This is a genomic window from Actinophytocola sp. (assembly GCF_035942955.1).
In the GTDB taxonomy this organism is placed as follows: Bacteria; Actinomycetota; Actinomycetes; order Mycobacteriales; family Pseudonocardiaceae; genus DASYTH01.
This window is the reverse complement of the sequence record NZ_DASZCQ010000248.1, coordinates 16,914-31,873: the sequence shown is the minus strand read 5'-3', so window position 1 is coordinate 31,873 and position 14,960 is coordinate 16,914. Positions and strand designations below refer to the sequence as shown.

The window sequence follows — 14,960 nt, the reverse complement described above, 5'->3', positions numbered from 1 at the left end:
GGACGAGGTCGAGCTGGTCTGGACCTCGCACCACCTGCTGCTGGACGGCTGGAGCACGGCCCAGGTGTTCGACGAGGTGTGCGAGCAGTACGCCGCGATCACCGGCGACCGCGCGCCCGCGCTGACCGCGCGAAGGCCGTTCCGGGACTACCTGCGGTGGCTTGGCGAGCAGGACCGGCGCGCGGCCGAAGGGCACTGGCGAGCCGTGCTCGCCGGCTTCGACACGCCCACCCCGCTGCCCTACGACCGGCAACCCGTCGAGGCGCACCGCACCGAGTCGTCCGAGTCGGTCCGGGTCCGGCTCGGCGAGCGGGACTCGGGCGGGCTGCACCGCATGGCCCGGCGCAACGGGCTGACCGTGAACACGATCGTGCAGGGCGCGTGGGCGCTGCTGCTGTCCCGTTACAGCGGCAGCACCGACGTGGTCTTCGGCACCACGGTGTCCGGCCGGCCGGCCGAGCTGCCCGGCGTCGAGTCGATGATCGGCATGTTCATCAACACCGTGCCGAGCCGCGTGCGGATCCACGATGGACAGAACCTGGTGCTGTGGTTGCGCGAGCTGCAGATCCAGCAGACCGAGTCCCGGCGGTTCGACTTCCTCTCGCTGGCCCAGCTGCGGTCCTGGAGCGATCTGGCCGCCGGGACCAACCTGTTCGACAGCGTGGTGGTGTTCGAGAACTACCCGCTGGACACCAGCTCGACGGACCGGGCCGGCCTGCGGGTCCGCGAGGTGTCCGCGGTGGACACCACGAACTTCCCGCTGACGCTGAGTGCCTACCTCGAGGACCGGCTCGGCTTCAACCTGTCCTACGACCCGACCCTGTTCGACCGGGCGACGGTCGAGCGGATGGCCGGGCACCTCGAGGTGCTGCTCCTCGAGCTGGCCGCCGACCCCGACCGCCCGCTGGCCAGGGTGCCCTCGATGCCGGCGCAGGAGCGCCGGCGGGTGCTGGTCGAGTGGAACGACACCGCCCGCCCGGTCGGCGATGCCATGCTGCCGGACCTGTTCGAGGCGCAGGCGGCCAGGACGCCGGAGGCCACCGCGCTGGTCTTCGACGGGACCCCGATGTCCTACGCGGAGCTCAACGCATGCGCGAACCGGTTGGCGCACAAGCTGATCAGCGAGGGCGTCGGCCCGGAGCGCTACGTGGCCATCACGCTCCCGCGCTCGGCCGAGCTGGTCGTCGCGCTGCTCGCGGTGCTCAAGACCGGCGCGGCCTACCTGCCCGTCGACCCGGAGTTCCCGGCCGAGCGGATCGCCTACATGCTCGCCGACGCCCGTCCCGTCTCGGTGCTCGGCAGCCGCAAGGCCGTCCTCGACACGCGGGGCTACAAGCAGGCCAACCCCACCGACCGGGACCGGACCGCCCCGCTCACGCCCCTCAACCCGGCGTACGTGATCTACACCTCCGGCTCGACCGGCCGGCCGAAGGGCGTGGTCGTCCCGCACGGCGGCCTGACCAACTTCCTGCTGTCCATGGGCGATCGCTTCGCCCTGTCGCCGGACGACCGGCTGCTGGCCGCGACCACCATCGCGTTCGACATCGCCGCGCTGGAGCTGTACCTGCCGCTGATCAGCGGTGCGACCGTGGTCGTCGCGCCCAAGACGGTGATCGCCGACCCCTGGGCGCTGACCCGGCTGATCGACGAGACCGGCACGACGATCATGCAGGCCACCCCGTCGCTGTGGCGCTCGCTGCCCGAGTCCGGATCGGAGTCCCTGCGCGGGCTCCGGATGCTGGTCGGGGGAGAGGCCCTGCCGGCCGGGCTGGCCGCGCAGCTGCGGCAGCTTGCCGCGGAGGTCACCAACCTCTACGGGCCCACCGAGACCACGATCTGGTCCACCGCGGCCATTGTGGACGATCGGCCCGGCGCGCCGACCATCGGCCGGCCCATCGCCAACACGCAGATCTACGTCCTCGACGCCGCCCTGCGCCCGGTGCCGGTCGGCGTGCCGGGCGATCTCTACATCGGCGGGGACGGCCTGGCGCGTGGCTACTTCGGCCGGCCGGGGCTGACCGCCGACCGCTTCATCGCCAACCCGTTCGGCCCCGCGGGCAGCCGGATGTACCGCACCGGGGACCTCGCGTCCTGGCGGGCGGACGGCAACCTCGACTATCTCGGCCGCACCGACCACCAGGTCAAGATCCGCGGGTTCCGCATCGAGCTCGGGGAGATCGAGACGGCGCTGCTGCGGCACGCGTGCGTCGGCGAGGCGGCCGTGGTCGCAAGGGACGACGGGCCGGACCACAAGCGGCTGGTGGCCTACCTCGTTCCGGCGGCCGGCGAGCAGGCGCCGCCGCCCGAGGAGCTGCGCGCGCTGCTCGGCGAGACGCTGCCCGACTACATGGTGCCGTCGGCGTTCGTCGTGCTGGACGGTTTCCCCTTGACCCCCAACGGAAAGCTCGATCGCAAGGCGCTGCCGGCGCCGGAGGGCAGGGCGGCGGCGGCCGGCGCCGGTTACGTGGCGCCCCGGACTCGGGTCGAGCGGATCGTGGCGGAGATCTGGGCCGAGGTGCTCGGCGTGGACCAGGTCGGGGTCGAGGACAACTTCTTCGCGCTCGGCGGCGACTCCATCCTGAGCATCCGGGTCACCTCGCGGCTGCGGGCCGCGCTGGCGGCCGACCTCTCGCCGCGCGCGGTGTTCAGCCATCCCACGGTCGCCGCGTTCGCCGCCGCGCTACCGGGTGCGGACAACGCGACACCGGTGGCGGCCATTCCCACCGTGCCGCGGGACGGGGCGCTGCCGCTGTCGTTCGGCCAGCAGCGGCTGTGGTTCCTCGACGAGTTCGAGCCGGACAGCACCGAGTACGTCATGCGCTATGCCGCGCGGTTGCGCGGCGAGCTCGACGTCGCCGCCCTCAACGGTGCGCTGACCGCGCTCGTCGCCCGGCACGAGTCGTTGCGGACCACGTTCGACTCGGCCGACGGGCAGGGGGTGCAGGTGGTGCGCCCGCCGTATGAGGTGGCGCTCCCGGTCCTGGACCTGTCGGAGCTGCCGGAGCGGGATCGCGAGTCCGAAGTGGACAAGCTGCTGGCCGATGCGAGCAGCCGCCCCTTCGACCTGCGCGAAGGCCCGTTGCTGCGGGCGAGCCTGGCCCGGCTGCGCGCCGACGAGCACGTGCTCACGCTGGCCATGCACCACATCGTCAGCGACGGCTGGTCGATGGGCGTCCTGGTCGATGAGCTGTGCGTGCTGTACGACGCCGCGCTGCGCGGTGTCGAGGCCACCCTTCCGCCGCTGCCGGTGCAGTACGCGGACTACGCGGTGTGGCAACGGGACCGGCTGTCCGGTTCGTCCCTCGAGGAGCAGCTCGAGTACTGGCGGCGCCAGCTGTCCGGCGTCGCACCGCTTGAGCTGCCGACCGACCGGCCGCGGCCGGCGGTGCGCACCTCCGCGGGCGCGGTGCACACGTTCACGGTCCCGGCCGAGGTCACCGCGGCGCTCAAGGACCTCGGGCACCGCGAGGGCGGCACGCTGTTCACGACGCTGATTGCCGCCTGCCAGGTGCTGCTCGCCCGGTTGTCCGGCCAGGACGACGTCGCGATCGGCACGGTGGTGTCCGGCCGGGAGCACGGCGAGCTGGAGCGACTCATCGGGCTGTTCGTCAACACCCTGGTGCTGCGCTCCACCGTGGACGGCAAGCTCTCCTTCGGGCGGCTGCTCGCCGAGGTGCGGGCGACCGTGCTGGACGCCTTCGCCCACCAGGAGGTGCCGTTCGAGCGGGTGGTGGACGACCTGCAACCCGCTCGGGACACCAGCCGCAACCCGCTGTACGACGTGATGGTTCTGCTGCAGAACACGCCGAACGAGGCATCCGGGCTGCCCGGCCTCGAGGTCGAGGGCCTCGCGATGCCCGTCGTCACCGCGAACTGCGATCTCACGTTCGAGTTCCAGGAGCACGAGGGTGGCCTGATCGGCGCGCTGGAGTACAACACCGATCTGTTCGACGCCGCCACGATCGAGCGGATGGTGCGGCACCTGCGGGTGCTGCTCGACGGCATCGCGGCCGACCCGGACCGCCGCGTCGGCGAGTACCCGCTGCTGGACGCCGCCGAGCGCGACCAGGTGCTGGTGGCCTGGAACGACACCGACCTCGAGGTGCCGTCGGCCACCTTCCCCGAGCTGTTCGAGGCCCAGGTGCGGCGCAGTCCACACGAGACGGCGCTGGTGTGCAACGACACCGCGCTGAGCTACGCGGAGCTGAACGAGCGGGCGAACCGGCTGGCGCACCGGTTGATCGAGCAGGGCGCCGGTCCGGAGCGGGTCGTGGCCCTTGAGCTGCCGCGCTGCGCCGAGATGGTGATCGCCATCCTCGCGGTGTGGAAGGCGGGCGCGGTGTACCTGCCGATCGATCCCACGCTTCCGGCCGACCGCCGGGCGCACCTGCGCGCCGACGCCGCCCCGGTCGTGGTGATCGACGATCCGCGTGCCGTGGACGGTCTCGACGGCTGTCCGGACACCGACCCGGCCGATTCCGAGCGGGTCGGTCCACTTCGGCCGGACAACGCCGCGTACGTCATCTACACGTCGGGCTCGACCGGGCTGCCGAAGGGCGTCGCCGTCGAGCACCGGAACCTGGTGAACCTGCTCTTCTGCCACCGCAACGGTTTCGTGGCCGAGGCCGGCGGATCGCGGCTGCGGGTCGCGCTGAGCGCGGTGTTCTCCTTCGACACGTCGTTGGAGGGCCTGGTCCTGCTGGCCGACGGGCACGAGCTGCACCTGCTCGACGACGACGTGCGGCGCGAGCCGGAGCTGCTTGTCGACTACGTTGCCAGGAACCGGATCGACTTCCTCGACCTCACGCCGTCCTACGTGCAGCAGCTCCTTCCGGCCGGGCTGCTCGGCGACCGGCACCGGCCGAAGGTGCTCATGCTCGGCGGCGAGGCGTTGGGGGAGTCCCTGTGGCGTGAGCTGGCCGCGGCGCCGAGGACCAGGAGCTACAACTTCTACGGCCCCACCGAGTGCACGATCGACGCGCTGGCCACCCCGGTGCTGGCCGGGACCCGGCCGGTCGTCGGGCGGCCGCTGCCCAACCTGCGGGCCTACGTGCTGGACGGCGACCTGTCGCCGGTGCCGATCGGCGTTCCCGGCGAGCTGTGCCTGGCCGGCGCTCAGGTGGCGCGGGGCTACCTGAACCGTCCGGGGTTGACCGCGGATCGCTTCGTGGCCAACCCGTTCGGGCCGCCGGGCAGCCGCATGTACCGCACCGGCGACCTCGCCCGCTGGCGGCCGGACGGCACGCTGGAGTACCGCGGCCGCACCGACGAGCAGGTCAAGATCCGCGGGTTCCGGATCGAGCCGGGCGAGATCGAGGCCGCCCTGCTGCGCCATCCCGACGTGACCGAGGCCGTCGTCGCCGCAAGGGAGGACGGCTCAGGGCACAAGCGGCTCGTGGCCTACCTCGTGCCGTCCGGCCCGGCCGCGCCGGCGAGCTCGGAGCTGCGGTCGTGGCTGAAGCGGACCCTGCCGGACTACCTGGTGCCGTCGGCGTTCGTCGTCATGGCCGGGATTCCGTTGACGCCGAGCGGAAAGGTCGACCGGCGCGCGCTGCCCGAGCCGGACGGCCGGCCGGAGCTCGAGTCCGCGTACGTGGCCCCGCGCACGCCGGCCGAGCACGAGCTGGCCCGCGTCTGGGCGGAGGTGCTGGGCGCCGAGCGCGTCGGGATCGAGGACAACTTCTTCGAGCTCGGCGGCGACTCCATCCTCAGCATCCAGGTGGTGTCCAGGGCCCGGCAGGCGGGCCTGCGCCTGACCTCCAAGGACATCTTCCTGTACCAGACGATCGCGGAGCTGAGCGCGGGCGCCGGCATCGAGTCCGGGCCCGACACCGCCGAGCCCGAGCCGATCGCCGGTCCCGCGCCGCTGAGCCCGATCCAGCACTGGTTCCTCGACGAGGACACCCCGCGGCCGGACCACTTCACGATGTCGACGCTGGTGGAGCTGGCCGAGGAGGTCGACGAGCGGGCGCTGCGGACGGCGGTGGACGCCGTGCTGGCGCACCACGACGCGCTGCGCATGCGGTTCCGCCGGGTCGACGGCCGCTGGCAGCAGGACGTCGCGCCCGACGCGGGCGAGGTGTTCCTGCGCTACGACCTGTCCGAGCTGGACGATGACGGCCAGCAGGTCGTGCTGGAGGAGGCCGTGTTGGCGGCCCAGACGAGCCTGGACATCGCCCAGGGCCCGCTGATCAGGGTGGTGCTGTTCCATCTCGGCAGCCGGCCGCCGCGGTTGTTCCTGACCATCCACCACCTGGTCGTCGACGGCGTGTCGTGGCGGATCCTGCTCGCTGACCTGGAAGCGGCTTACCACCAGGCGCTCGGGGATTCGGCGGTGACGCTGGAGCCCACCGGAACCCCGTTCGGCCAGTGGGTGCACCGGCTGACCGAGCACGTCCGGTCCGGCCGGCTCGACGACGATCTGGCGTACTGGTCGAAGATTCCCGGCACCGCGCCGGCCGAGCTGCCGGTCGACCACCCGGGCCACAACACCGAGGCGTCCGCGGTCTCGCTGTCGGTGCGGTTGGGCAAGGACGACACGGATGCGTTGCTGCACCGGGTTCCCGGGGTGTATCGCACGCAGGTCAACGACGTGTTGCTGAGCGCGCTGGGTCGGGTGCTGTGCCGGTGGACCGGCCGGGACGGCGTGCTGATCGCGATGGAGGGGCACGGCCGGGAGGAGATCCTCGCCGGCGTCGACCTTTCCCGCACCGTCGGCTGGTTCACGTCGGAGTTCCCGCTGGCGTTGAGCGTCTCCGCCGATGCGGACTGGGGCGAGGTGCTCAAGTCGGTCAAGGAGCAGCTGCGTGCGGTGCCGCACAAGGGACTCAGCTACGGGGCGCTGCGCTACCTGAGCCCGCCGGACACGGCGGCCGGCGTGCTAGCCCACGACCCGCACCCGCAGATCTCGTTCAACTACCACGGTCATTGGGACATGGCGTCCGACGCCGAGGGCCTGTTCCGGTCGTGGACGGCGGGCGTCGGCCAGGACATCGACCCCGGACGCACCCGCGCCTGCCTGCTGGACGTCACCGGCGTCGTGAACGCCGGTGAGCTGGAGCTGGTCTGGACCTATTCCACCGAGGTGCACGACGAGGCCACGGTGGCGCGGCTGGCCAGGGAGACGATCGGCGCGCTGGCCGAGATCGTGGCGCACTGCGCCCGGCCGGGCGCCGGTGGCTGCACGCCGTCGGACTTCCCGCTGGCCCGGCTGAACCAGCGGCAGGTGGACCGGATCGCCGGCGACGGGCGCTCGGTGGAGGACGTCTACCCGCTGACCCCGCTGCAGGCGGGGATGCTGTTCCACAGCCTGGTGGACACCGAAAGCGACGCCTATTTCAACCAGCTGACGCTGCAGGTGGCGGGCGTGTCCGATCCGCGGGCCTTCGGCGCGGCCTGGCAGCGGGTGGTGGACCGGACGCCGGTGCTGCGCAGCTCGCTGGTGTGGGACGGCGTGGACGAGCCGCTCCAGGTGGTGCACCGCCGGGTCACCGTGCCCACCGCGTACCACGACTGGCGCGACCTGTCCGATGTGGAGCGCGAGGCGGCGTCGCGGCGGCTGGTGGACGAGGACCGCGCGGCCGGGATGGAGCTGGACCGCGCGCCGCTGATGCGGCTGTCGATCGCGCGGCTGCCGGACGACGAGGTGCTGCTGGTGTGGACCTCGCACCACGTGCTGCTGGACGGCTGGAGCACGGCCCAGGTGTTCGCCGAGGTGTGCGAGCAGTACGCGGCCATCGTCGCCGGCCGGAAACCGGGTCTGGTCGCCAGGCGACCGTTCCGGGACTACCTGCGGTGGCTGCGCGAGCAGGATCAGGGACAGGCGGAGCGGCACTGGCGGGCGGTGCTGGGCGACTTCTCCTCGCCCACCCCACTGCCCTACGACCGGCAACCGGTCGAGGCGCACCGGACCGAGTCGTCGGAGTCGGTCCGGCTGGACCTGCCGGCCGAGGAGTCCGGCCGGCTGCACCGCGTGGCCAAGCGGAACGGGTTGACCGTCAACACGATCGTGCAGGGCGCGTGGGCGCTGCTGCTGGCCCGCTACAGCGGTGAGCCGGACGTGGTCTTCGGCACCACGGTGTCGGGCCGGCCGGCCGAGCTGCCCGGCGTCGAGTCGATGATCGGCATGTTCATCAACACCGTGCCGAGCCGGGTGCGGGTCCACGATGGACAGAGCACGGTGTCCTGGTTGCGGGCGCTGCAGATCGAGCAGACCGAGTCCCGGCGGTTCGAGTTCGCGTCGCTGGCCCAGCTGCAGACCTGGAGCGGCGTTCCCGGTGGCACCAACCTGTTCGACAGCGTCGTGGTGTTCGAGAACTACCCGCTCGACGACCCGGCCGCGCAGCGCGGGGGCCCGCGGGTGCGCGCGGGCCAGGCGCTGGACACCACGAACCTGCCGCTGACGCTGAGCGCCTACCTCGACGACCGGCTACGCTTCGACCTCGCCTACGACCCGAGGCTGTTCGACGCCGCCACAGTGGAGCTGATGGTCGAGCGGCTGCGCCTGCTGCTGGCCGGCATGGCCGACGATCCCGACCGCCCGCTGTGGCGGCTGCCCTGGCTGTCCGCCGGCGAGCGGGAGCGGGTGCTGGTGGAGTGGAACGACACCGGCCTTGACGTGCCGTCGGCCACGTTCCCCGAGCTGTTCGAGGCTCAGGTGCGGCAGAGTCCACACGAGACGGCGCTGGTGTTCGCGGACATCGCGCTGACCTTCGCGGAGCTCAACGCGCGGGCCAACCGGCTGGCGCACTGGTTGATCCGGCGGGGCGCCGGACCGGAGCGCGTGGTGGCGTTGGAGCTGCCGCGCTGCGCCGAGATGGTGATCGCGATCTTCGCGGTGCTCAAGGCCGGCGCGGTGTACCTGCCGGTCGACCCGGAGCTGCCGGCCGACCGCCGGGCGCACCTGCGCGCCGACGCCGCCCCGGTCGTCGTGATCGACGATCCGCGGACCGTCCGCGATCTCGACGGCTACCCGGACACCGATCCGACCGACGCCGACCGAATCCGTCCACTTCGGATGGACAACGGCGCCTACGTCATCTACACCTCGGGCTCGACCGGCAAGCCCAAGGGCGTCGTCGTCGAGCACCGCGGCCTGACCAACCTGCTGTACTGCCACCGCAACGGGTTCGTCGCCGATGCGGGTGGACAGCGGCTGCGGATCGCGCTGAGCGCGGCGTTCTCCTTCGACACCTCGTGGGAGGCCCTGGTGCTGCTGGCCGACGGCCACGAGCTGCACCTCATCGACGCCGACACCCGCATCGACGCGGAGGCGTTCGTCGACTACGTGGTGCGCCACCGCATCGACTTCCTCGACCTGACCCCGTCCTGGGTGAGCCAGCTCATGCCGGCCGGGCTGCTGACCGGCGAGCGGCATCGCCCGAAGATCCTCTCGGTGGGCGGTGAGGCGCTCGGCGAGTCGCTGTGGCGGGAGCTGGCGGCCCTGCCGGACACCGCGAGCTACAACCTCTACGGCCCCACCGAATGCACCGTCGACGCGCTGTGGTGCCGGGTGGCCGGCGAGGCGCCGATCGTCGGGCGGCCGCTGCGCAACCTGCGGGCCTACGTGCTCGACGGGCACCTTCAGCCCGTTCCGGTCGGGGTTCCCGGCGAGCTGTGCCTTGCCGGTGACCAGGTGGCGCGCGGGTATCTGAACCGGGCCGGGTTGACCGCGGAGCGGTTCGTGGCCAACCCGTTCGGGCCGCCGGGCAGCCGGATGTACCGCACCGGCGACCTGGTCCGCCGGCGGGCGGACGGGACCCTGGAGTACCGCGGGCGCAACGACGAGCAGGTGAAGATCCGCGGGTTCCGGATCGAGCCGGGCGAGATCGAGGCGGCCCTGCTGAGCCAACCGGGAGTCAGCCAGGCGGTCGTGGTCGCCCGCGAGCTCGACGGCCGCGGCAAGCGGCTGGTGGCCTATGTCGTGGCCGGCGCGGCGACCGTGGCGCCGGATGCGCTGCGCGACGCGCTGCGCACGACCCTGCCCGACTACATGGTGCCGTCGGCGGTCGTGCCGCTGGACCGGTTGCCGCTCAACGCCAGCGGAAAGCTGGACCGGCGGGCCCTGCCGGCGCCGGACGCGCCGGCCCCGGATGCCGGCTACGTCGCGCCGCGTACCGAGACCGAGCGGGTCGTGGCCGACATCTGGGCCGAGGTGCTGGGCATGGAACGGGTCGGGGTCGAGGACAACTTCTTCGACCTCGGCGGCGACTCGATCCTGAGCATCCGGGTGATCTCGCGGCTGCGCGCCGCGTTCGGCGCGGACCTGTCGCCGCGCGCGGTGTTCGCCAACCCGACCGTCGCCGGGCTGGCCGACCTGGTCCCGGCCGACGCCGGGGTCGGCGGCCTGCCGGTCATCGAGTCCGTGCCGCGGGATCGGCCCCTGCCGCTGTCGTTCGCCCAGCAGCGGCTGTGGTTCCTCAACGAGTTCGAGCCGGACAGCGCGGAGTACGTCTCGCCGTCGGCGCTGCGGCTGCGGGGCGCGCTCGATCTGGACGCGTTGAACGCCGCGCTGACCGCGCTGGTGGCCCGGCACGAGTCGCTGCGGACCACGTTCGACGCGGTGGACGGGAAGGGCGTGCAGCTCGTGCACCCGCCGTACGACGTGCGGGTCCCGCTGCTCGACTTGAGCGGGCTGCCGGACGAGGAGCTGGAAACCGAGCTGTCCACCGTGCTGGAACGGGAGGTGACCACACCGTTCGACCTTGGCCGCGGGCCGCTGTTCCGGGTCCGGCTGGTCCGCCTTGCCGACGACGACCACGTGCTGAGCATGGCGGCGCACCACATCGTCACCGACGGCTGGTCCAGCGGCCTGCTGGTCGACGAGCTGTCCACACTGTACGGTGCGGCGCTGCGCGGCGAGCCGGCCGACCTGCCGCCACTGCCCTTGCAGTACGCCGATTTCGCCAGCTGGCAACGCGAGCACCTGAGCGGCGCGGTGCTGGACAAGCAAATCGGCTACTGGACGCGGCAGCTGTCCGCGCTCGCTCCGCTGGAGCTGCCCACCGACCGGCCACGGCCGGCGGTGCGCACCTCAGCCGGTGCGATCCACGGGTTCACGGTGTCCCCCGAGCTCACCGCCGCGCTGAAGGACCTGGGCCGCCGGCGGGGCAGCACGCTGTTCATGACGCTGGTCGCGGCCTGCCAGGTGCTGTTCGCCCGGTGGTCCGGCCAGGAGGACATCGCCGTCGGCACCGTGGTGTCCGGCCGCGACCGGGCCGAGCTCGAGGGGCTGGTCGGCTTCTTCGTCAACACGCTGGTGCTGCGCTCCACCGTGGACGACGCGCGGACCGTCGACGAGTTCCTCGTTCAGGTCCGGGACATGGTGCTGGATGCCTTCGCCCACCAGGAGGTGCCGTTCGAGCGGCTGGTGGACGAGCTCGCGCCGGCCCGCGACACCAGCCGCAACCCGCTGTTCGACGTCATGGTGCTGCTGCAGAACGCGCCCGGCCAGGCGCCGGCCCTGCCCGGGTTGGACGTCGAGGAGGTGCCGTTGCCGGTGACGACCGCCAACTGCGACCTGTCCGTCGAGTTCGCTGAGTACCAGGGCGGGCTGGTCTGCGCGTTCGAGTACAGCACGGATCTGTTCGACCCGGCCACGATCGACCGGATGGCCACGCACCTGCTGGCGTTGCTGGAGCGCATGACCGTCCACTCGGACCTGACGCTGGCCGAGCTTCCGCTGCTGACCGACCCGGAGCTGCGCCGGGTCGTCGAGGAATGGAACGACACCGATCTCGAGGTGCCGGCGCTGACCTTCCCCGAGCTGTTCGAGGCGCAGGCGCGGCGCACGCCGGACGAGACCGCTCTTGTGTTCCGGGGCACCGCGCTGACCTTCGCCGAGGTCAATGCCAAGGCCAACCGGCTGGCGCGGTACCTGGTCGAGCGGGGCGCCGGACCGGAGCGGGTGGTGGGGTTGGCCCTGCCGCGCTCGGCGGAGATGGTGGTGGCCATGCTCGCCGTGTTCAAGGCGGGCGCGGTGTACCTGCCGGTCGACCCGACCCTGCCGGCCGACCGGATCGATTTCATGGTCCGGGACGCGGCGCCGGTGCTGGTGCTGCGCGAGGCCGTCGACGAGTCCACATTGGCCGGTTACGCCGATGCCGACCTCACCGACGCGGACCGGCTCGCGGCGCTGCGGCCGGCCAACTCGGCGTACGCCATCTACACCTCCGGCTCGACCGGTCAACCGAAGGGCGTGCTCGTCGAGCACCGCAACCTGGTCAACCTGCTGTACAACCACCGCAACGACTTCCTGCCGCCGCTGATCGCCGCCGCGCAAGGAGAGCGGAGCTTGCGGAGCGAACCATCGAACACTGCCCTGCCGCCGAGGGACGAGGTGGCAGGGTCGCCGGCACCGAGCTTGCGAGGTGACGGATCCGATCGGCTGCGGGTCGGCCTGACCGCGGTGTTCTCCTTCGACACGTCGCTTGAGGGGCCGCTGCTGATGGCCGACGGCCACGAGCTGCACCTCATCGACGACGACACCCGTCGTGACGCGGACGCGCTGGTCGACTACGTGGCCCGGCACCGGATCGACTTCCTCGACCTCACGCCGTCCTACGTCCGCCAGCTCGTTCCGGCCGGGCTGCTCGACGACGCGCGGCACCGGCCGGGAATGCTGATGCTCGGCGGTGAGGCGCTCGGCGAGTCGCTGTGGCGGGAGCTGGCCGCGGCGGCCGGCACGGCCAGCTACAACTTCTACGGCCCCACCGAATGCACCATCGACGCGTTGTCCTGCCGGGTGGTCGACGGCATGCGGCCGGCGGTGGGCCGACCACTGCGCAACGTCCGAGCCTATGTGCTCGACGCCCATGGCCGCCCGCTGCCGGTCGGTGTCCCCGGCGAGCTGTACCTGGCCGGCGCGCAGCTCGCGCGCGGGTATCTCAACCGGCCGGGGTTGACCGCGGACCGGTTCGTGCCCAACCCGTTCGGCGCGCCGGGTTCGCGGATGTACCGGACCGGGGACCGGGTGCGCTGGACGGACCGGGGCGTGCTGGAGTACCTGGGCCGCACCGACGAGCAGGTCAAGATCCGCGGGTTCCGGATCGAGCCCGGCGAGATCGAGGCGGCGCTGCGGCGCCATCCCGACGTGGCCGACGCGGTCGTGGTGGCGGCGGAGCACGACGGGCACAAGCGGTTGGTGGCCTACGTCGTGCCGGCCGACTCGGCCGCTCCCGACCTGCGCTCCTGGCTGGCCGGCAGCCTGCCCGACTACATGGTGCCGGCCGCGTTCGTCGTGCTCGACGAGCTTCCGCTGACGCCGAGCGGCAAGGTCAACCGGCGTGCGCTGCCCGAGCCGGAGGCCGGGTCGGGTCGGGAGGACCGCTACGTGGCCCCGAGCGGGCCGGTCGAATCCGCGCTCGCCGACCTCTGGTCGGACGTGCTGCGCCTGGATCGGGTCGGCGTCGAGGACAACTTCTTCGAGCTGGGCGGTGACTCGATCCTCAGCATCCAGGTGGTCGCCAGGGCCCGCCAGGCCGGGCTGAGCTTCACGACCAAGGATCTCTTCCTGCACCAGACCATCGCGTCTCTTGCGCCCGTCGTCGGTACCGTCCACAGCGGACAGTCCGGGCAGGAGCCGGTCGTGGGCGCGGTTCCGCTCACCCCGATCCAGCACTGGTTCTTCCGCCAGCCGCTGGCCAACCCGCGGCACTACAACCAGTCCACCCTGGTGGAGCTGACCGGCGACATCGACGAGCGGGCCCTCCGGCGGGCGGTCGAGGCCCTCGTCGTGCACCACGACGCGCTGCGGATGCGGTTCGAGCGCACCGACGGCCGGTGGCGCCAGTACAACGCCGCGGTCGAGGGCGTGCCGGTGCTCGACCGGCACGATCTGTCCGATCTGGACAGCGAGGAGCAGGACGCGGCGATGCGGCGGATCGCCGACGAGGTGCACGCGTCCTTCGACCTCGGCCGCGGGCCGCTGTTCGCCGCGGCGCTGTTCGTGCCGGGCGGCGGCCGCGCGCCGTACCTGTTCCTGGCCGCGCACCACCTGGTGGTCGACGGCGTCTCCTGGCGGATCCTGCTCGACGACCTGGAAACCGCCTACCGGCAGGCACTGCGGGGCGAGCGGATCGACCTGGGCCCGAAGACCACGTCGTTCCGGGACTGGGCGCTGCGGCTGGCCGAGCATGTCGCAGGCGGCGGTCTGGACCACGAGGTGGACCACTGGGCGGCCGCGCTGGACGGCTGCGCGCTGCCCGTCGACGGGCCGGCCGAGCCGCCCGGCCCGGCCGGGACCGTCTCGGTGCGGTTGAGCGCCGAGGAGACCGACGCGTTGCTGCGCGGGGCACCCGCCGCCTACCGCACCCGGATCAACGACGTCCTGCTGGCCGCGCTGGCCTGGGCGCTGTCCCGGTGGACAGGGCGGGGCCGGGTCTCGATCGACCTGGAGGGGCACGGCCGCGAGGAGATCCTCGACGGGGTCGACCTTTCCCGAACCGTCGGGTGGTTCACCACGCTCTTCCCGGTCGGGCTCGAGGTACCCGCCGGCGACGAGCCGAGCTGGCGCGATCTGATCAAGTCGGTGCGCCGCCAGCTGCGCGCCGTTCCGGGCAACGGGTTCGGCTTCGGCGCGCTGCGGTATCTGGGCTCGCCGGAGGTGCGCGAGCGGCTGGCCGCCGACTCGCCGGGACCGCAGATCGCGTTCAACTACCTCGGCCAGTGGGACGGGCAGGCACAGGACGACGACCACGGCCTCTACCGGGCGATGTACTCCTCCCTCGGCCAGGAGCAGGATCCCGCCGACCGGGGCTCGCACCTGCTGGAGGTCGTGGGCGGCGTCGAAGGCGGTCGGCTCGGGTTCACCTGGCACTACCAGCCCGACCGGCATCGAAGGTCCACTGTGGAGCGTGTGTCCGGTGACTTCGCCGACGCGCTCCGCCAGATCGCGCACGACTGTTCGAGGGGGCGGGCGACATGACTGTGTCTTGTCCGAACGAGCCCTTCGAAACAAGGGT

Annotated in this window: 1 protein-coding gene; it reads left to right on the top strand. The window is 72.3% G+C overall.

Features of this window, described 5'->3' with window-relative positions; translation table 11 throughout:
* Positions 1–13: 13 nt before the first annotated feature.
* Positions 14–14,923 (top strand): non-ribosomal peptide synthase/polyketide synthase, encoded by a 14,910-nt coding sequence (locus VGX25_RS25775; RefSeq protein ID WP_326920488.1) that lies wholly within the window; start codon positions 14–16, stop codon positions 14,921–14,923.
* The last annotated feature ends 37 nt before the right edge of the window (positions 14,924–14,960 follow it).